19 protein-coding genes are annotated in these 18,152 nt (G+C 70.4%); 17 read left to right on the top strand and 2 right to left on the bottom strand.

Annotation, left to right across the window (positions count from 1 at the left end; translation table 11 throughout):
* The first annotated feature begins 2 nt into the window (after nt 1-2).
* From ACFSVL_RS30355 to ACFSVL_RS30330, 6 genes are all read left to right on the top strand, one after another.
* Nucleotides 3-1,628: a thiamine pyrophosphate-binding protein gene (locus ACFSVL_RS30355; RefSeq protein ID WP_378308990.1), complete on the top strand. Its 1,626-nt coding sequence runs from the start codon at nt 3-5 to the stop codon at nt 1,626-1,628.
* A gap of 3 nt (nt 1,629-1,631) precedes the next feature.
* Nucleotides 1,632-2,204 (top strand): dienelactone hydrolase family protein, encoded by a 573-nt coding sequence (locus ACFSVL_RS30350; protein WP_378308989.1) that lies wholly within the window; start codon nt 1,632-1,634, stop codon nt 2,202-2,204.
* Between the two features lie 145 nt (nt 2,205-2,349).
* Nucleotides 2,350-3,732 (top strand): MFS transporter, encoded by a 1,383-nt coding sequence (locus ACFSVL_RS30345; protein ID WP_378308988.1) that lies wholly within the window; start codon nt 2,350-2,352, stop codon nt 3,730-3,732.
* Nucleotides 3,729-4,622, top strand: a complete 894-nt coding sequence (locus tag ACFSVL_RS30340) for an MBL fold metallo-hydrolase (protein ID WP_378308987.1) — start codon at nt 3,729-3,731, stop codon at nt 4,620-4,622. Before ACFSVL_RS30345 ends, ACFSVL_RS30340 begins: the two co-directional genes overlap by 4 nt.
* Nucleotides 4,623-4,648: 26 nt before the next feature.
* Entirely contained in the window at nt 4,649-5,767 is a 1,119-nt protein-coding gene (locus ACFSVL_RS30335) for an FAD-dependent monooxygenase (protein ID WP_378308986.1), read from the top strand.
* Between the two features lie 89 nt (nt 5,768-5,856).
* Nucleotides 5,857-6,432 (top strand): dihydrofolate reductase family protein, encoded by a 576-nt coding sequence (locus tag ACFSVL_RS30330; RefSeq protein WP_378308985.1) that lies wholly within the window; start codon nt 5,857-5,859, stop codon nt 6,430-6,432.
* 211 nt (nt 6,433-6,643) lie between these two features.
* On the opposite strand, the gene ACFSVL_RS30325 is transcribed toward ACFSVL_RS30330, so the two are convergent.
* Nucleotides 6,644-7,027: a winged helix-turn-helix transcriptional regulator gene (locus ACFSVL_RS30325; RefSeq protein ID WP_378308984.1), complete on the bottom strand. Its 384-nt coding sequence runs from the start codon at nt 7,025-7,027 to the stop codon at nt 6,644-6,646.
* 91 nt (nt 7,028-7,118) lie between these two features.
* On the opposite strand from ACFSVL_RS30325, the gene ACFSVL_RS30320 reads away from it, so the two are divergent.
* The 11 genes from ACFSVL_RS30320 to ACFSVL_RS30270 all read left to right on the top strand — a co-directional run bounded on the left by ACFSVL_RS30320 (nt 7,119) and on the right by ACFSVL_RS30270 (nt 16,777).
* On the top strand, nt 7,119-8,111 hold the full coding sequence (locus ACFSVL_RS30320; RefSeq protein ID WP_378308983.1) for a cyclase family protein: 993 nt from the start codon (nt 7,119-7,121) through the stop codon (nt 8,109-8,111).
* Nucleotides 8,112-8,186: 75 nt separating this feature from the next.
* Nucleotides 8,187-8,765 carry a TetR/AcrR family transcriptional regulator gene (locus tag ACFSVL_RS30315; protein ID WP_378308982.1) on the top strand — a complete coding sequence of 193 codons (579 nt, stop codon included), beginning with the start codon at nt 8,187-8,189 and terminating at the stop codon, nt 8,763-8,765.
* A 128-nt stretch (nt 8,766-8,893) separates the two neighbouring features.
* The gene (locus tag ACFSVL_RS30310; protein ID WP_378308981.1) at nt 8,894-9,382 is read left to right on the top strand and encodes a hypothetical protein; all 489 of its coding nucleotides are present in this window, start codon (nt 8,894-8,896) and stop codon (nt 9,380-9,382) included.
* On the top strand, nt 9,379-10,539 hold the full coding sequence (locus ACFSVL_RS30305) for a WXG100 family type VII secretion target (protein WP_378308980.1): 1,161 nt from the start codon (nt 9,379-9,381) through the stop codon (nt 10,537-10,539). Before ACFSVL_RS30310 ends, ACFSVL_RS30305 begins: the two co-directional genes overlap by 4 nt.
* A 6-nt stretch (nt 10,540-10,545) precedes the next feature.
* Nucleotides 10,546-11,367 (top strand): ESX secretion-associated protein EspG, encoded by an 822-nt coding sequence (locus ACFSVL_RS30300; protein WP_378308979.1) that lies wholly within the window; start codon nt 10,546-10,548, stop codon nt 11,365-11,367.
* A 36-nt stretch (nt 11,368-11,403) separates the two neighbouring features.
* Nucleotides 11,404-12,171, top strand: a complete 768-nt coding sequence (locus ACFSVL_RS30295) for a transglycosylase SLT domain-containing protein (protein WP_378308978.1) — start codon at nt 11,404-11,406, stop codon at nt 12,169-12,171.
* Nucleotides 12,172-12,184: 13 nt separating this feature from the next.
* Nucleotides 12,185-13,282 carry a CHAP domain-containing protein gene (locus tag ACFSVL_RS30290; protein ID WP_378308977.1) on the top strand — a complete coding sequence of 366 codons (1,098 nt, stop codon included), beginning with the start codon at nt 12,185-12,187 and terminating at the stop codon, nt 13,280-13,282.
* Nucleotides 13,279-13,587 carry a YbaB/EbfC family nucleoid-associated protein gene (locus tag ACFSVL_RS30285; RefSeq protein WP_378308976.1) on the top strand — a complete coding sequence of 103 codons (309 nt, stop codon included), beginning with the start codon at nt 13,279-13,281 and terminating at the stop codon, nt 13,585-13,587. Before ACFSVL_RS30290 ends, ACFSVL_RS30285 begins: the two co-directional genes overlap by 4 nt.
* 179 nt (nt 13,588-13,766) lie before the next feature.
* Nucleotides 13,767-14,375 (top strand): hypothetical protein, encoded by a 609-nt coding sequence (locus ACFSVL_RS30280; RefSeq protein WP_378308975.1) that lies wholly within the window; start codon nt 13,767-13,769, stop codon nt 14,373-14,375.
* A gap of 323 nt (nt 14,376-14,698) precedes the next feature.
* A complete protein-coding gene (locus tag ACFSVL_RS30275) occupies nt 14,699-14,890 on the top strand; it encodes a hypothetical protein (RefSeq protein ID WP_378308974.1) in 192 nt (63 codons plus the stop codon).
* 111 nt (nt 14,891-15,001) lie between these two features.
* Entirely contained in the window at nt 15,002-16,777 is a 1,776-nt protein-coding gene (locus ACFSVL_RS30270; protein WP_378308973.1) for a glycoside hydrolase family 76 protein, read from the top strand.
* Here ACFSVL_RS30270 and ACFSVL_RS30265 read toward each other — a convergent pair.
* Nucleotides 16,735-17,949, bottom strand: coding sequence for an amidohydrolase family protein (locus tag ACFSVL_RS30265; RefSeq protein ID WP_378308972.1), 1,215 nt, complete (start codon nt 17,947-17,949; stop codon nt 16,735-16,737). The two genes, ACFSVL_RS30270 and ACFSVL_RS30265, sit on opposite strands and share 43 nt — an antisense overlap.
* Nucleotides 17,950-18,152 lie beyond the last annotated feature (203 nt).

The following is an 18,152-nucleotide window of genomic DNA, read 5'->3' as shown; positions in this document are numbered from 1 at the left end:
CCATGAATCACGGTCACGGAGGCGAGCTGCTCGTCCGCCTGCTGTCCGAAGCCGGAGTGGACACCGCCTTCGGCGTGGTGAGTGTGCACAATCTCCCGCTGGTGGAAGCGGTTTCGCAGCATCTGCACTTCGTGCCGGTGCGGCACGAGGCGGCCGCGGTGAACGCCGCCGACGGGTACGCCCGGGCCAGCGGCGGCCTCGGCGTCGCGATCACCAGCACCGGCACCGGTGCGGGCAACGCGGCGGGTTCGCTGGTGGAGGCGCTCACGGCGGGCAGCCGCGTGCTCCACGTGACCGGCCAGATCGACTCCGAATTCCTCGGCAGCGGCCGCGGCGTCATCCACGAGACGCGGGACCAGCTCGGCATGCTGACCGCGATCTCCAAGCACGCGGCCACGATCACGTCGGTGGAGACCGCCGAGGACACCCTGCGCGCGGCGATCCGGCACGCGCTGTCGGTGCCGAGCGGTCCGGCCAGCGTCGAATGGCCGATCGACCTGCAGTACTCCCGGCACGCATTCCGTCCGGGCAGCCTTGAACCGACGCCGGTTCCGCCGCCCGCTGCCGACGCGATCGCGGAAGCCGCCGAACTGCTCGCGGGTGCCCGCCGTCCGGTGTTCTGGCTAGGCGGAGGCGCGACCGGCGCCCGCGACGAGGTCCGCGCGCTCGCGGAACGGTTCGGCGCGGCGGTGTTCACCAGCAACTCCGGCCGGGGCACGGTGGCCGAGGACCACGAGCTGGTCGTCGGGAACTTCGCCGCGCACGAGTCGGCGGCCCAGCTGCTCTCCGACGCCGACCTGCTCGTCTCGATCGGCACCCACTTCCGCTCGAACGAAACCAAGCACTACCACCTGGCGCTGCCCGAGCGGCACTTGCAGATCGACGTCGACGCCGAGGCACTGGGCCGCGTCTACCCGGCCACCGTCGGGGTGTGCGGCGACGCGGCGACGGTGCTCACCGGTCTGTCCACTGTGGAACCCGCGACCGATCAGGGCTGGCGCGAGCGTGTCGTCGAGACCCGGAAAGCCGTGCGGGACAAGCTGAACGAGGCGATCGGCCCGTACGCGGAGATCTGCGCCGCGCTGCGCGAAGGGCTGCCGGCCGAGTCGGTGATCGCGCGCGACGTGACCGTCCCGTCCAGCCAGTGGGGCAACCGCCTGCTGGACATCCACGACCCGCGCACCAACGTGTTCCCGGTCGGCGGCGGCATCGGGCAGGGCCTCGCCACCGGCATCGGAGCCGCGCTCGCGACGCCGGACGCGCCGACCCTGGTGATGGTCGGCGACGGCGGCCTCGCGGTGCACCTCGGCGAGCTGTGCACGCTGGCGCAGGAACGGCCGTGGCTCGCGCTGGTCGTGTTCAACGACGGCGGCTACGGCGTGCTGCGCAACATGCAGGACCACCACCGCGGCCAGCGCGCCGGCGTCGACCTGTACACGCCGGATTTCGCCCGGCTCGCGCAGTCGCTGGACCTGCCGCACGCGCTGGTGTCGAAGCCGGGCCAGTTCGCCGACGCGCTGGCGAAAGCGGTGGCCCAGCAAGGGCCGTTCGTGATCGAGGTGGACGTGACCGCCCTGCCCGCGACGCCGCGGCCGTTCGTGCCGCCGGTCCCGGTCCCGGAGAGCTGAGCCGTGGGAGGCATCATCGAAGCTGCCGAAAGCCACCATCACGGGCACGGACCCGCGAACCGCCGCCGCCGGGTGGTGCGGACGTCCGCGCCGCTGCTGGTGCGGCATCCGCCCGGCCGGGTGCGCGGCGCGGTGCTCGTGCTGCACGGCGCGGCCGGGCTCGACGAACCCGTCGAAAACTGCTGCCGTACGCTCGCGAGCTGCGGTTATCTGACCGTCGCGCCGCTGTTCTACTACGAGACCGGCGGCCACACCTTCGGCCCGGACAAAGCCGGCAATGCGTTCGCCGCGCTGGAGCTGTCCGACCTCGAAGCCGACCTCGCCGGCGCTTTCGACTACCTCGGCACCCGCCTGGGACTGCCGCGCCACCGCGTGGCCGTCGCCGGGTTCGGCGCCGCCGCGCACCTCGCGGAACTGGCCGCCGCGCACCTCGCCGCCGCCATCGGGCCCGAGCCGCCACCCTGGCCCGGTACGCCCGGATTCGACCCGCATGCGCCCGATCGGCTCGTGCTGCCCGCCGGACCGTCCGCCGCGGACGACCTGGTCCGGTTCCTGGACGCCGGGCTGCCCGCCTGAACTCCTGCCTACAGGTCCGTGAAGGGAACCCTGAGGGACGCAGAGGCAATCAGGGTTCCCCTCACGGACAGCTAGCCGAGAGTTCGCGGCATTGCGCTTGAAACAACCTACGATCGACTGCACGCTCCGGCTCCGAGGAGGGCCCATGAGTATCGCCGCCACCCCCGAGGTGACCCAGCGGGACATCGCCGCCCGGCTGGAACGGCTCCCGATGTCGCGATGGCAGGTGTCGATTCGCCTGATCATCGGCATCGTCACGTTCTTCGAGGCGTTCGACCAGCTGCTGATTGCCTACACGCTGCCGGTCATCAGCCGCGAATGGCACCTGACGACCGCGTCGGGCACCGCGACGCTGACCGTCGGCTCGATCGGCATGCTGCTCGGCGCCCTGGCGTCCGGCTGGGCGGCCGACCGGATCGGCCGCGTCAAGGTGATCACGCTGTGCGTCGCCGTCACGGCGTTGTGCAGCCTGGCGATGACGCTGTGCACCGCACTGCTGCCCTTCCTGATTCTCCGGTTCGTGCAAGGGCTCGCGATCGGCGGCGAAGTGCCGACCGCCGCCGCGTACATCGCGGAGATCAGCCGGGCCCGCCGCCGCGGCCGCTTCGTGCTGATGTACGAGATCGTCTTCCCGGCCGGGCTCGCGGTCGGCGCGCTGGTCGCGGCCTGGGTCATCCCGCACTGGGGCTGGCGTCCGCTGTTCGCGCTGGCCGCGATCCCCGGCCTCGCCGCGGTGCTGCTGCAGCTGCGGATCCCGGAATCGCCGCGCTGGCTCGCCGCGCACGGGCACACCGAGAAGGCCGAACAGACAATGGCGCTGATCGAACGCCGCGTCGAGGCGTCCGTCGGCCACCCGCTGCCTCCGCCTGCCGAGGCCACCGCGGCGCCGGCAGCCGTGCCCGCGAAGCGGAGTTCGTTCCGCGACCTGTTCGCCGGTCGCTACCGGCGGCGCACCTTGATGGTGTGGACGATCTGGTTCGTCGGCTATCTCGCCAACTACGGCATCACCTCGTGGCTGCCGACGCTGTACAAGGGCTCGTTCCACCTCTCGATCGGCCAGGCGCTCTGGTACAGCACCGCCACCTCGGTGGCCGGTCTCGTCGGCTGCCTGATCGCCGCGCTGGTGGTGGACAAACTGGGCCGCCGGGTCGTGCTGGCCGCGGGCCTGGGCGGGACCACCGCGATGCTGATCGTGCTGGGCGCGCTCGGCGCCGGGACTCCGGTGCAGCTGCTGGTGTGGTCGTCGCTCGCGGCGATGTTCAACTTCGCGGTGAACGTCTGCCTGTACCTGTACACGCCGGAGCTGTACCCGACGCGCAGCCGTGCGCTGGGCGTCAGCCTCGGCGGCGTGATGAACCGGTTCGGCCTGATCCTCGGCCCGATCCTGGTCGGCGCGCTGTACGCCGGCGGCAGCGGGCTCGCGTCGGTGTTCCTGGTGCTCGGCGGGATCTGCCTGGTCGGCGCGCTGGTCGCCGGGTTCTTCGCGGAGGAGACCAAGGGCCGCACGCTCGAAGAGGTTTCGCCGTGACGGACGCGCTGCGCGTGGTCCTGCTTGGCACGGCGGCCGGGCCGTACCCGGCGCCGGGCAGGCAGGGCTGCGCGAACGCGGTGGTGGTCGGCGGGCGCGTCTACCTGGTCGACGCGGGCTACGGGACGCTCGGCAAGTACGTCTCCGCAGGGCTGTCGCTGCGCGATCTGGCCGCGGTGTTCGTGACGCACCTGCATTCCGACCACGTCGCCGAGCTGTTCACGCTCTTCCTGCTCGGCTGGGGACCGGCCAACCAGGGCGTCGTCGACCCGGTGCGGGTCTACGGCCCCGGCCCGGACCCGACAGACCCCGGCCCGCCCGCCGCGGGCACGGAGGGTCTGGTGGCGGGCAGTCTCGCCGCGTTCGGGCAGGACGTCGCGGTGCGGCAGCGGACCAGCGACCGGCCGCCGCTGGCCAGCCTGATCCGCGCTGCCGACGTCACGGTGACCGGGGAAACCGTTGTGCACGAAGACGATCGGGTGCGCGTGACGGCCCGGGCGGTCCCGCATCCGCCGCTGCGGCTGGCGTTGGGCTACCGGTTCGAGACCGAGCACGGCGTGGTCGCGTTCTCCGGCGACACCGCCCGCAGCGACGCCGTCGGCGAGCTGGCCGCAGGCGCGGACCTGCTGGTGCACGAAGCGATGGAGCCCGATTTTTACCGCAGCATCGGCTATTCGCCGCAACTGCTGGACTTCCTCACCGCCTCGCACACGTCGCCCGCGGACGTCGGCCGGGTCGCCGCGGCGGCCGGAGCCCGGCGGGTCGCGCTGTCGCACCTCGGCCCGGCCGACCCAGCCCGCCTTGACGACGAGGGCTGGCTCCGGCGGGTCCGCCCGCACTACTCCGGCCCGGTCGTCGTGGGCCACGATCTGCTCGACCTCAGTGTCTGAAGAAACTGTCTGAAGGAGCTTTCGCTGTGCCGGAAATCGGAATCGTCGGCGGCGGGATCGGCGGACTGGCCGCCGCGGTCGCCCTGCGGAAGGCCGGATTCTCGCCGGTCGTGCACGAACAGGCGGGCGGATTCGGCCGCGTCGGCGCGGACATCAACCTCACGCCCAACGCCGTCCGCGCCCTCGACGGCCTCGGCATCGGGGACGAACTGCGCGAAACCGCGGCACGGCCGAAGTACCGGATCAGCCGCACCTGGAACACCGGCGAGGAGACGTCGCGGCTGCCGATGGGCGACGAGGCCGAACGCCGCTACGGATCGCCGCAGCTCACGATGCACCGCGCGGACCTGCTGTCCGCGTTGGAACGCGCGCTTCCCGACGGCGTAGTCCACTTGGGACACAAGCTGACCGGACTGTCCACATCGGATCGTATCACGCTGGACTTCGGTGATACTACCGCTTCCGCGGAGGTGGTGATCGGCGCCGACGGCATCCACTCCGCCGTCCGCACCGCTTTGTTCGGCGCGGAACACCCGGAGTTCACCGGCGTCGTCGCGTACCGCGCGGTGCTGCCCGCGGGCGCGGTGGACGTCCCGAACCTGGACTGCTTCACCAAGTGGTGGGGCCCGGATCCGGACACGCAGCTGGTGACGTTCCCGCTCAACCGCGGCGCGGACGTGTTCGTCTTCGCCACGACCCGGCAAAGCCAGTGGCGGCACGAATCCTGGACGACGCCGGGCGACGTGGCCGAACTGCGCGAGGCATACCACGGCTTCCACCCCGAAGCCCGCGCACTGCTGGCGGCGTGCGATTCGGTGCTGAAGTCGGCGCTTTACGTCCGCGATCCGCTGCCGACCTGGACGTCCGGCCCGGTAACCCTGCTGGGCGACGCGTGCCACCCGATGATGCCGTTCATGGCACAGGGCGCGGGAATGGCCATCGAGGACAGCGTGGTGCTGGCACGGGCGCTGGCGGCGTATCCCAATACGGAGGTCGCGCTGAAGGCCTACCAGGCGGCCCGGCTGGACCGGACGCGCGAGGTGCAGCTGGCTTCGCGGAACAACAGCTGGCTCAAACAGAGCGGGACGAGTTCGGCTGCGGCGGACGCGATTTACGGGTACGACGCTTGGCACACTTCAGTGTGATCGGCGTCACCTTCGGGGCGTGTCTGATCGGCAGGCGGCCGTTCGACGCGTAGGTGAACAGGCACCAACCCGAACCAGGAGCTGATCCCATGCGCACCCTCATCGCCACCGCGTTCGTGTCCCTCGACGGCGTCGTCGAAGCCCCCGGCGGCGAGGACGGCTACCGGAATGCCGGCTGGACGTTCAAGGACATCGAGTTCGACCCGGCCGCCTACGCGCTGAAGGGGGCGGAGCAGGAGGAAGCGACCGCGCTGCTGCTCGGCCGGGTCAGCTACCAGGCGTTCTCTCCGGTGTGGCCGGACATGACCGAGGAATTCCCGCGCTACAACGCGATGCCGAAGTACGTCGTGTCGACCACGCTGCGCGAGGAAGACCTCGTCACCAATTGGGGCGAAACGACCATCCTCCGCTCGCTCGAGGACGTCGCCGCGCTGAAGGAGACCGAAGGCGGCCCGATCAGCGTCCACGGCAGCGCCGCCCTGATCCGCGACCTCACCGACGCGGGCCTGGTCGACCGGCTGCACCTGCTGGTCTTCCCGGTCCTCCTCGGCGCGGGCAAGCGGCTGTTCAGCGAGACGGACAAGGAGAAGCAGCCGCTGAAGCTGGTCGAGAGCGAGAGCTACTCGAACGGGATCCAGAAGCAGATCTTCGAGTTCGTCCGCTGAGCGGCCCAAGGGCGGCTCAAGGCCGGTGACGCGGGCTGCCGACAATTCGTCTCGGACAAGGGGGCAGCGATGTTCACCCGCCAGCGCGCACCGCAGGCGTCCGCGAAGCCGGCGAGCTAGCAGGCACCGTGCCCTTCGCGGCTGGGATCGCCCAGGATTTCAGCGCGGCTTCGCGCCCGGATCGGTGACGGTCACCGCCTCTTACCCAAGCTCAGGCGCGGCCGGAAGCGGTGTCGAAGGATGCGCGCGCCTCGACTATCGCCGGGGTGTTCTGTGCCGCCCAGGAGTCGATCGCGGCGAGCAGGGGCGCGGCCTCGCGCCCGAGATCGGTGAGCCGGTATTCGACGCGCGGCGGAACGGCCGCGTAGACGCGGCGGTCGACGAGGCCGTTGCGCTCGAGCGTGCGCAACGTCTTGGTCAGCGACTTCTGGGTCACTCCGTCGACCAAGTGCCGCAATTCGTTGAAGCGCAAGGGGTTGCCGGACTTCTGCAGGAGCGCCAGTACGTAGAGCACCCACTTGTTGGCGAGAACGTCGACCACGACGCGGGACGGGCAGTCCGCGCGGAAGGCGGGGAGGGGCGGGCAGGTATCCATCGGGTACCTATATATCCAATCGGTGCCTTCTTTACAACCGATACCGGACCTTGCAGGCTGGTGATCACCAGACCGATTCCGGAGGAACCCCATGAAACGCTGGACGCGGCGACCCGAAGGCTCGAATTGGGGCGACTTCGGCGACGACGACCAGATCGGCAGGCTCAACCTGATCACGGCCGAACGCCGCCTCGCCGCCGTCGCGGAAGTCCGCGAAGGAATCGCTTTCCCGCTGAGCATTCCGCTGGATTTCCCGAAAGGCGAATACGCCGCCGGGCCCCGGAAGCCGCCGCAGCTTTCCAGCACTCCCCTCGGGCACAACCAGCAGGTCCTGCCCGGTTTCCCGGACGTCGTCTGCGACGACTACGCGGTGCTCTACCTGCAGTACTCGACGCAGTGGGATTCCTTCGCCCACAGCGGTTCCCTGTTCGATCTCGACGGCACGGGCGAGCCCGTCGTCTGTTACTACAACGGCTTCCGGGCCGATGTCGACATCCTCGGCGATCCGTCGGGTTCGGTTCCGCCCCACGCTGACGCCCTCGGCATCGAGACCATCGCGCAGACGTCGGTGCAAGGCCGTGGCGTGATGGTCGACCTGGCCCGCGCGGTCGGCCATGACCGGGTCGAGGTGGGCTACGAGCAGTTGGTCGAGATCATGGAGCAGCAAGACGTCACGGTCGAGCCCGGCGACATTCTCTGCCTGCACACCGGTCTGACGAAGATCATGCTCGAGGCCGGGGAGAACCTGACCCAGGAGCTCATGGCCACGAGCTGCGCCGTGCTCGATTCCCGTGACGACCGCCTGCTTCAGTGGATAACCGACAGCGGCGTTTCCGCGATTGCCGCTGACAACCACGCGGTCGAATCGTTCAGCCTCGACCCGGGGCAGGCATCGGGCAACGTGCTCCCGCTCCACGCGCATTGCCTTTTCAAGCAAGGGATTCCGCTCGGCGAGCTGTGGTACCTGAACGACCTCAACCAGTGGTTGCGGGAGCACGGGCGGACCCGGTTCCTGCTGACCGCGCCCCCGCTCCGCCTGCCGGGGGCGGTGGGCTCGCCGGTCAGCGGGGTGGCGACCGTGTGAACCGGCCCGGCGGCCGGGCGCGGCCGGAATCCAAGGCCGGAATCTAGGCACTGACAAGTGGGCATACTCGATGCCATGGCCCGGCGTTACCACCATGGCGACCTCCGGCGGGCGGTACTGGCCGCGGCGGTCGAGGTGCTCCGCGAATCCGGTCCGCCCGCGGTCAACCTGCGCGATCTGGCCCGCCGGGTCGGCGTCTCGCACGCCGCGCCCGCACACCATTTCGGCGACCGGACCGGCCTGCTCACCGCGGTGGCCGCGCAGGGATTCGACCTGCTCGCGGACGCGCTCGAGGAACTGCCGCCGTCGGCGGACCTGCTGGAGGCCGGGGTCGCGTACGTGTCATTCGCCGTCGAGCGCCGGGCGCACTTCGAGGTGATGTTCCGGCCCGAACTGCTCCGGCCGGAGGACCCGGACCTGCGGGCCGCGCAACGGCGCAGCGACCAGGCGCTGGACTGGGCGATCGCCGGCTTCCGGGACGGCAGCGTCGACCCGGTGGTGGCCGGCGCGGCGGCGTGGTCGCTCGTGCACGGGTTCGCGACGCTGTGGCTGCAGCGCGCGCTGCCCGCGGACCTCGGAGAGGACGTCGAGGCGGCGACCCGCGCGGTGGCCGAGTTGCTCGTCCGGGCCGCGCACCCGCCGCCGTCCGGGTGACTCCCGGAACCGCGGCCGCGCCGGGACCGTCCCATCGCCGACTTCGCCGGACCGGATGCCCTGGGCCGGGACGGCTGACATACTGGTGCGCGCGTCCGATGAGGACGCCTGGCGGGAGGTGGACTGGGGTGAGTTCGCACCGGGTTTCGGACTGGTCAGACGTCCGTGCGCTGCACAAGAAACAGGCAAAAGAGACGCATCGGTCGGGGCGGCCGGAAACGTCGGATTCCGTGCCGGGACCGTCCGGCGCGGGCAACGCCGAGATCGTCGCCGACACCGGCGTCATCGAGCTGGACCCGGCCGAGATCGCGGCGGCCGACGCGGAGCTGGAGAAACGCCAGCAGGAGTTGACCGCCTGCCTCGAACAGGCCAAACAGCTCGCGCATCCGCTCAAGGACGGCACCAGCCCGGTCGCCGCGCACCTGCGGAAGGCGTTCGGCGTGCGCGGGTCCGCCGACGGCGGCGCGCAGGCGATCCTGCAGCAGTACCTCGACGAGCTGTCCGCCTTGCGCGAGGCGATCCGGCGGGCGAGCGCGGGGCACGTCCAGCAGGAAAGCGACGCCAAGGAATCGCTGGACGCACTGCACCGCCGGGCCGAGGACGGGGGAACGGCATGAGCCGCACGCACGGCTACGAGAAACTGCCGTACGAGAAGCACCGCAAGCACCGGCTGTGGAGCGAGGACCACAAGCCCACCGCCGCGCAGCGCCGGATCCTGCGGCGCACCAAGCTGGCCCAGCGCGCGAATATGAAGGACGCGTCGTTCGGCAAGATCAACTGGAACGCCTGGGCGCACACCACGCTGTACGACATGATCATGACCGCGGACCCCGTCGAAATGGGCGCGTCGGCGCACCAGTGGGGCAAGCTCGCTTACGACGTCGACTCGTCGACCGCCGCAGTGCACAAGACCGTGCAGAAGCTGCTGCTGTCCTGGCGCGGCGGCGCGGCCGGGACTGCGGCGCAGTCGGCCTCGAAGCTGACTTCCTGGGGAGCCGGCGCGAGCGAGACGATGCAGGCCGTCGGGGACAAGCTCGACCACTACACGAGCGCGGTCGAGACGGCGAAGCACAAGATGCCGGAACCGGTGTTCTACGCGGCGGAAAACCAGTTCCGCGACGGCTACGACCTCAACGCGGCCAGCGGTCCCAGCGGCGCGGTGATGGTCGACCAGTTGCTCGACGACCATTTGCCCGCCAAGCGCAAGGCGTCGGCGGCCAAGGCCGAGGCGGTCCGCGTGATGGAGGACTATGAGACCTCCAGCAAGGGCGTGCACGACAAGCTGCCGCACTTCACCGACGCGCCGGCGGCCACGAACGTCGATCCGCACGGCCGGTCACGCGGCTCGGGCGGCTCTTCGGCTGAGGGCTCTGGCGGTGCCGAGTCGTCGGTCACCACGGCCTCGTCTGCCCCGGGTGCCTCGGGGCAGCTGCCCGGAATGGGCGGCCCTTCGGGCGGAATGGCCGGAATGCCGGGTTCGCTCGGCAGCGGTGCGGGCGGTGCGCTCGGGTCCGGTTCGGGCGGCGGCAGCGGAAGCGCGTTGCCAGGCGGGCTGATGGGCGGCGGTTCGGCTGGCGGTGCGGCCGGGGCAGCTGGCGCGGCGGCGGCCGCGCGCGGCGGCGGGCCGATGTCCGGCGGCGGATTCTTCCCGCCGATGGCGGGCCAGCGCGGCGGCGAAGGCGCGGAGGACCACCAGAACCGTTACACCAAGGGCAGTTCTTTCGACTTCCTCGAGGACCTGCCCGACGCGTACCCGCCCGTGCTGGGCGAGTGAGGGCTGATGGCCAGACATCTTCCCGGGATCGACGGGCTCGCGCTCTCGCACCTGGAATTCGATCTGCTGTGGTCGGATTTCGGCACCGGACCCGTGCCGTATCCGCTGGACGTGCCCTCGCACGGCCAGACGATGGACGAACGCGACGCGCTCGGCGCCAAGGTCGCGGAAAGCCTCGCCGAGGCCGGGCTGCTCGACGACGAGGACGAACCGCATCCCCGCCTGCGCGAGGTGTTCGAGGTGCTGGCCGAACCGGAGTTTTCGGTCGACCTGCTGGTGTTCCGGGATCCGCCGCTGCGCGCGCTGGCCGCGGCCGGGCGGAAACTGGGCGTGCTGGCCGTGCTCGACGCGGGCGAACTCGCGCTGCGGCCCTGCTACCCGGACGACATCCCGCAGCTCGCCGCCGGTGTCGTGGGCGCCGCCGACCCCGGGCCCGGCGACCCGGTGCGGCTGCCGCGCAGCGCGTTTTCCGAGGCGATGCAAGCGTTTGCGGAGAACGGGCACGCCGCGTTCGAGCGGGCGCTCGGCCGGGCCGGTCTCTCCGGACGCGACCTGCGCGCGATTTCGACGCTCGTCGCCACCCCGCGGGTCGCGTACGGACAGTTCGCGGTCAACGGCCCTGGCGGCCGTTCGCCGGTAGTCGCTTGGTACGACACGGAAGCCGGCCGGTACGGCGCGGTCGTGCGGGAGAGCGCGGGCACGCAGTGGGTCACCGTCGCGCCCGCGGATCACGCGTGGCTCGCCGACCGGATGCACGAACTCGCCCGCGGAGTGTCGTCCGTTCGGGGGACTAGGGAACCAGAAGACGAGGGCTTCCGTCTCACCTAGGGCAGCAGCGGAGCGCCGAGCTGGAGGGGACAGGACATGAGCAAGTTGTCGGCCGAGGAGATCGCCCAGCACGCGTACCGGGCCGGGTTCCGCGGCCACGCGCTGACCACGGCGGTCGCGGTGGCCCTCGCGGAGTCGGGCGGGAACACCCGTGCGCACAACGGGACCCCGCCGGACAACTCGTACGGGCTGTGGCAGGTCAACATGCTCGGCTCGATGGGCCCGGCCCGCCGCCACGAGTTCCACCTGCGCTCCAACGACGAACTGTTCAACGCGGACGAGAACGCCAAGGCGGCCTGGGCGATTTCCGGGCACGGCAAGAGTTTCCAGCCGTGGTCGACCTACACCAACGGCGCGTACAAGAGCCATCTCGCCGCCGCGCGCAAGGCCGCCGAGGACGTCACCCGCCACCACGGCAAGGGCGGGCACCATCCGCACAAACCCGCGAAACCGCACCACGGCAAGGGCAAGGACGGCGGGTTCAAAGCCGACCTCGAACAGTTCCTCGCCTACGAGCGCAAGACCGAGCACATCGCGAACGAACTGGTGTCGGTCGGCCGGAAGACGGTGCACCGGGTCACCGGGATCGCCAAGGACAGCTTCGGGAAGGTCGGCCAGGAAACCGGGTTTTCCGACGCGCTGGGGGATTTCAGCCGTTCGCTGGAATCGCAGGTGCGGGCCACCGGGGCGCACGCGCGCACGCTGAGCGCCTCGGTCTTCCGGGCCCGGCAGGCGTACGCGGGAGCCGATGCGGACGCCCGCGCGACGATCAGCGACCACGACATCAAGGGCATTCTGGGCTGAGGGGGATTCCACGATGGACACCGCAGGGGTCGCGACACTGTTCGCGGACGAGATGAAAACGCACCACGGCAAGCTGCGTGGCAAGGCCGCGGATTCGCAGGCCGCGCAGCACGCGCTGCAGCAGGCCGCGCGCGAGATCACCGAACAGTACGACGTGCAGCGCAAAGCCGCGCACGCGCTGCTGAACACCTGGCACAGCAAGGCGAACCCGGCGTTCGAGCACGACACCGGCAAGTTCGGCCGCGACCTCAAGGTCACCGCGCAGGCGAGCACGCACGGGGCGAAGGTGGTCAGCGAGGTCACCGACGCGCTCGCCGGGCGGCACCAGGCCACCGGCAAGCTGATCGACGAGTTCGTCGCGAAGGCACGCAAGATCATCGACGCCGGCTATGTCCTGGCGCGCAACGGAAGCCCGGCGGCACTGCTGATGGCGATCGGCGACGTGGCCGACCTGGCGGGCAAGTACCTCAAGGAATCCGGCGGGCACCTGAAGAACGCCCGCGCGGAAATGGAAGAGGCGGCACGCAAACTGCGCGCGCTGCAGAAGGACCTGAACCACGACGGCGTCGCCGACCCCGGCGGAACGCGCCGTGCAGGGGACCACCGCAAGCACGAGCAGCACAAAAAGCACGAGGCGCACAAGAAACACCAGCAGCACCACGGGTCGACGCATCCGAGCCACAGCAAGAAGGTCGGCAAGATCCTCGACCACGCACGGCACAACCTCGGCTACCACGAGGGCCCGAACAACCGGAACAAATGGGGCCCGACCGGACAGCCGTGGTGCGCGTACTTCGCGACGTCGATGTGGCGTTCGGCCGGGGTGGACATCCCGAAGTACGGCTTCACCGGCGACGTCTACAAGTGGGGCCAGCGCCACCACCTGGCCTACGACCGCGGCGCACTCGCGCACAACGCCCGCCCCGGCGACACCATCCTCTTCGGCGACGGTCCGTCGTGGGGGCACAGCCACCACATCGGGATCATCGAAAAGGTCGAGGGCAACAAGATCACCACGATCGAGGGCAACGCGAACGACCAGGTCGAGCGCCTCACCTACACGCTGCCGCGCGACCTGCACAAGTTCTACGGCGGAGTGCACCCGAAGTGACCACCACCGGCACCGCACGCCTTGCCGGGGTAACCGTGGAGGTCGCCCCCGGCGGCGCCCTGCGCACTCTAGAACTCACCGCGGAATCCCTCCGCGGCGGCGGCCCCCGGCTGGCCGACACGATCCTGCGCGCAGTACGCGAGGCCGCCGCCGAGGCCAACGAACGCGCCCGCCGCGCGCTGGAGGCCGAGCTGGGCGGACTGGACGGGCTCAGCGACGGTGATCTGAGCAGCCTCGGCCTCGGCCGCGAGGAGGACCTGGCGGACCGCGCGGAGGACACCACGCCGGACACCTGGAGGGTGTGATGGAGGAGGTGCACCGGGGGGACGCTGGGCCCGGTCAGGCCGCTGGTCGCCGCACGGATGGTGGCTGGGTTGGCGGTGCGGGCGGGCCGGATGGGCCTGCTCAGGCTGCCGGTCGCCGCACGGATGGTGGCTGGGTTGGCGGTGCGGGCGGGCCGGATGCGGCTGGTCAGTCCGGCGGCGTGGACGCGGCCGGGGGTTCGGCCGGGTCTGCTGCCGGACCGGTAGCCCAGAACCGCTCTGCCGTTTCCGGTGGCGAGCAGGAACCGGTCGAGGATTCAGCCGGGCGGCCCGGGAGCGACGAACCCGAGATTGAGGGCGACGGCCCTGGCGATGAGCGAGGGATCGACGAGCTGATCGAGATCGCCGAGGAGATCCCGGAGCAACTGGGCCTGTCCGAGGGCTTGGCCGGAATCCGCGCGACCGCCCGAGGCGAGGGACTGTCCGTCACGGTGGACGTGCACGGCATGCTCGTTCACCTGGACATCGGCGAGTCCGCCCTCGAACTCGGCCCGGACGCCCTGGCCGCGGAGATCTCGCGACTCAGCACCGAGGCTGGCACGCAGGCGCTGCACCAGGGTCTGCGGGCCGTCCGCGCGGGATGCGTCCCAGCGGTGGCGGCGGCAGTCGAAGACGCACTGGAGCTGGGCGACGTCCCCGAGACGGAACCTCCCGCCGCCCCGAAACAGGACACCCCGCGAACGCCGGACCGAGCCCAGCCGCCCGCCCCGCGCCGACGGCCTCCGGCTGACGACGACGAGGGCTTCGTACTCAAGCCGGTCAGGGACTGAGGGGGTCGTGAGTGGCTATCGCGGTTAGAAGCGGGATAGCCACTCACGACTGCCACGCCTGAAGGCCAGCGCCTGCCGTGAGTCGCCTGCGGAGTGCTGGGGCTTGTGCGTGGCGATGCCGGTTAGAACCGGCGTTGCCGCGCACGACCTCCCCGGGGCCTGATCTGCGAGGTCCGTGGCGATCGCCATCAGACCCGGCGCGGCCTCCCGGTGCCTGCGCCGGTCCGCAGGGGTCGGCCAGAACCGGCACAGCCGCGCACGACATCCGGCCCGCCCGTGCGTCGTCCGCGCGCCCGCCCGCAGCCGGTGCCATCCTGGGAAGCATGACCCACTACGCATTGACCCAGTCCGTGGCCCTCGCGGCCGATCTCGAGGCCAAGGGGTTCCTCGGCACGGTCGGCAAGATCGCCGCCGCCACGATCATTTTCTTCATCGCGATCGGCCTCATCGTCGGGCTCATCCTCGGCTACTTCATCGGCCGCTCGGTCGGGCGGCGGCAGGGCAGCGGCGGCTGATCGGGTTAACCCGCCTGTCCGGAACGGGACAGAACCGCGCGCGGGGCTTCACCGGGTCCCGCGCGGGTTCTTATTCTGGACACCACAACCACCCGGTGAGGGGACGCGTCCATGCGGACCGTGCTCGTGCTGCTGCTTGTTTTCGCCTCCTTGACCGTCCCGCGAGCGACCCCGCGGGTGTGCGCGCTTTCGTGTGACAGGCTTGATCCTTCGCGGGCCGCGCAGGAGAGTTTTCCCTTGCCGGACAAGGAGATCAACGGCCGGGTGCTGCGGCTGCACGTCTCCGGCCAGGACGGGATGGCCTGGGCCAGCATCGACAACGGCCGCACCGGCGACTCCGTGTGGCTCGACCGGTCCTGGGACGGCGGCGGCGCCTGGGAAGGACTGCTCGGCAAAGCGAGCATCCCGGGCACCTGGACCGGCACCCGCACGCTCATGTACAACCGCACCGACCCGGTCGGCCACCGTCGTGGTCTGCTTCGTGCTTGCGGCGACGCGCAGGCTGTCGCGTGCACCGCCTGGATCTACCCGATCGTGTGCGATGCGGCTTGCGACGGTGACGTGCCGGGGCCCGGCGACAGTCAGCCGGTGCCGTTCGCGACGATCTTCGGCCGGGCGGTCCGGCTCCACTTCGACGACCGGGGGATGGCCTGGGGCAGCATCGATTCCGGCGGCGCGGGGGACGAGGTCTGGTTGGATCGGTCCTGGGACGCGGGGGCGACCTGGCCGGACGGGTCGTCGCTTGGCCGTACGAGGGTCCCCGCCGGTGCGGATGCGGCACAGACTGCGACGTTCGCTGCCAGGGATCCGCGCGGACGGATGAATGGCGGGGCCGTTCGGGCGTGCGGTCGGGAGGCGGCGCACCAAGAGGGAGCTTGCACGGCGTGGGCGCGTCCGCAGCACTCGCGGATCGCTGCGGCGGCCGACGCGTTGCTGTGGTCGCAGGATGTTTACCGCGCCTGGTGGCCGTCGAGTTGGTGGAATTCGGCGGTGGCAGTGACGGCGCTGGCGGATTCCGGGGTGGTCGGCCTGGATCCGGTGCTGGCGCGGGTGTTCGACGTCAACCGGGTCGCGTTTCCCGCTGGGGAGCGCAGTTCGGATCCGATCGACGGCGACTTCATCAGCCGGGCGATCGACGACAGTGCGTGGTGGGGGCTCGCGTGGATCGCGGCATACGACCGTACGCACGACGCGCGGTATCTCGCCGAGGCCACGAAAATCGCCGAATACGTCCACGGGTTCTGGGATCCTGGCACCTGCGGCGGGGGAGTGTGGTGGGATCGCGAGAGGACGTACAAGAACGCGGTCACCAGTGGGTTGTATTTGCGGCTTTCGGCTGCGTTGCATGGACGGATCGAGGGTGACACGGAATGGCTGGCCCGCGCGCGTGCAGCTGGGGATTGGTATGTACGAAGTGGATTGATCAACTCTGCCGGTCTGGTGAACGACGGTCTCACCTCGGGATGTGCGAACAACGGCCAGACTGTGTGGACATACAACCAAGGGCTGGCGATCGGCGGCTTCACCGAGTTGTGGCGGGCGACTGGCGATCAGTCCTATTTGGACACTGCACGCCGGCTGGCGGACGCGGCGATGACCGGTCTCACGTCGGACGGGATTCTGGTAGAATCGTGTGATATCGGTTCGTGCGACGATAATCAGAAGCAGTTCAAAGGCATCTTCATGCGGTACTTCGGCGATCTCGCGGCGGCGACCGGCGAGCGGAAGTACCGGGAGTTCGCACGGAAGCAGGCGGATTCGCTGTGGCAGCGGGACCGTGACCCGCTCAACCGGATCGGCGAGCGGTGGGCGGGCGGCGCGCCGAACGTGGTGGATTGGCGGACTCAGGCGTCGGGGCTCGAGGCGCTGATCGCCGCCGTGCAGTAGGTTCCGTTGCGCCACACGTGCTGGACCGAGAGGGTGTCGCCGATGGTGACCGTCGGGTCGCCGGTGACGAGGACGAGGTCCGCGCGGAGGCCGGGCTTGATGCGGCCGCGGTCGGTGAGGCCGAAGCGTTGTGCGGGAACGGATGTAGCCGCTCGCAGAGCTTCCGTCGGAGTGAATCCTGCTGTCGTCAGGAGGCGCAGTTCGTCGTGCAGGCTGGCGCCGTGGGCCATTCCGGGTGCGCCTAGGTGTGCGGCGTCGGTGCCGGCGAGGATGTCGACCCCGGCTTCGTGCAGTGCGGCCAGGGTTTCCAAGGCGTAGTCGAAGTGCGCGCGGGGGCTGGTGGCGATCGTGCCGGAAAGGTTGTCGAGCCATTCCGGGGTCAGTTTGGGACGGACGCGCGGGTCCTCGGCGAGCCGGCGACCGGCGGGGTTGCCGGTGATCGACGCGATCACGGTCAAGGTGGGGACGACGAAAACGCCAGCGGCGGCGATCTTTTCGATCAGTTCGGTGCGGTGCGGCTGATCGAAGAAGAGATGAGTGAGCCCGTCCACGCCGGCGTCGACGACTTGCTCGGCCGTCTCGGCGGTCATCGCGTGTGCCAGCACCATTTTGCCGCGGGCGTGGCTTTCCCGGACGGTCGCGGAGACCAGTTCGGGGGCGAGACGCGGGAGGTTCGTGGCGAACAGCTGGCCGTCCTCGACCAGGACCTTGAGGTAGTCGGCACCCTCGGCGATTCTGGCCTCGACGAAGGCAGGGATGTCCTCCGGGCGGGTGGCGGTCGGCCACGGCGGGTCGCCCTCGCCCTTCCGGAGCTGATGCGGGTGCCCGTCGGCGGGGGTGAGCCCGAAGGAGGGGGAGCGTACGTCGGCGAGGTCATTCGCCGCGGCGGTCCGGCGGCGCAGCGGAATCATCTGGTCAGGCATGGAGAGCATGTCGAATTCGGTGGTGACTCCGAAGGTCAGCGACTGGCGGAGCGACTCGGCGTCGGTGTGCGTGTGCGCGTCGAGGAGACCGGGCAGCAGGGTGGCGCCGGTGCCGTCGATCAGGTCGGCTCCGGCGGGGCGGTCGCCGCCGACGCTCGCGATCCGGCCGTCGGCGACTTCGACGTCGACGATGCCGAGCGAGTTCTCGCTGTCGAAGACGCGGGCGCCGGTGATGACGAAGTGGTTCACGGGTGACTCCCGGCGGGGTTGGCGGTGGTGCTTCCGGAACCGTAAGCGGCGATGATCTTGGTGCCAAGAAGGCACTTTTCGGACAGTTGGTGAGGTCGAGGTGACCAGGCCTGCTGCGGGCCTCTCCGGCGCTCGATGTCCGTGAAGACATCCCTGGGTTTTGGTTGTCAAGCGGCGGTGTGTTGTTGTGTGTTGTGGTGGGG

Source organism: Amycolatopsis silviterrae (assembly GCF_042684085.1).
Taxonomy (GTDB): Bacteria; Actinomycetota; Actinomycetes; order Mycobacteriales; family Pseudonocardiaceae; genus Amycolatopsis; species Amycolatopsis silviterrae.
This window is presented reverse-complemented; position numbering and strand designations above follow the sequence as displayed.

Bases quoted from the DNA above. Each gene is read 5' to 3' on its own strand.
- ACFSVL_RS30300 (WP_378308979.1), top strand. From the start codon at position 10,546: ATGGCCAGACATCTTCCCGGGATCGACGGGCTCGCGCTCTCGCACCTG.
- ACFSVL_RS30305 (WP_378308980.1), top strand. From the start codon at position 9,379: ATGAGCCGCACGCACGGCTACGAGAAACTGCCGTACGAGAAGCACCGC.
- ACFSVL_RS30345 (WP_378308988.1), top strand. From the start codon at position 2,350: ATGAGTATCGCCGCCACCCCCGAGGTGACCCAGCGGGACATCGCCGCC.
- ACFSVL_RS30315 (WP_378308982.1), top strand. From the start codon at position 8,187: ATGGCCCGGCGTTACCACCATGGCGACCTCCGGCGGGCGGTACTGGCC.
- ACFSVL_RS30320 (WP_378308983.1), top strand. From the start codon at position 7,119: ATGAAACGCTGGACGCGGCGACCCGAAGGCTCGAATTGGGGCGACTTC.
- ACFSVL_RS30295 (WP_378308978.1), top strand. From the start codon at position 11,404: ATGAGCAAGTTGTCGGCCGAGGAGATCGCCCAGCACGCGTACCGGGCC.
- ACFSVL_RS30325 (WP_378308984.1), bottom strand. From the start codon at position 7,027: ATGGATACCTGCCCGCCCCTCCCCGCCTTCCGCGCGGACTGCCCGTCC.
- ACFSVL_RS30270 (WP_378308973.1), top strand. From the start codon at position 15,002: ATGCGGACCGTGCTCGTGCTGCTGCTTGTTTTCGCCTCCTTGACCGTC.
- ACFSVL_RS30330 (WP_378308985.1), top strand. From the start codon at position 5,857: ATGCGCACCCTCATCGCCACCGCGTTCGTGTCCCTCGACGGCGTCGTC.
- ACFSVL_RS30275 (WP_378308974.1), top strand. From the start codon at position 14,699: ATGACCCACTACGCATTGACCCAGTCCGTGGCCCTCGCGGCCGATCTC.
- ACFSVL_RS30290 (WP_378308977.1), top strand. From the start codon at position 12,185: ATGGACACCGCAGGGGTCGCGACACTGTTCGCGGACGAGATGAAAACG.
- ACFSVL_RS30355 (WP_378308990.1), top strand. From the start codon at position 3: ATGAATCACGGTCACGGAGGCGAGCTGCTCGTCCGCCTGCTGTCCGAA.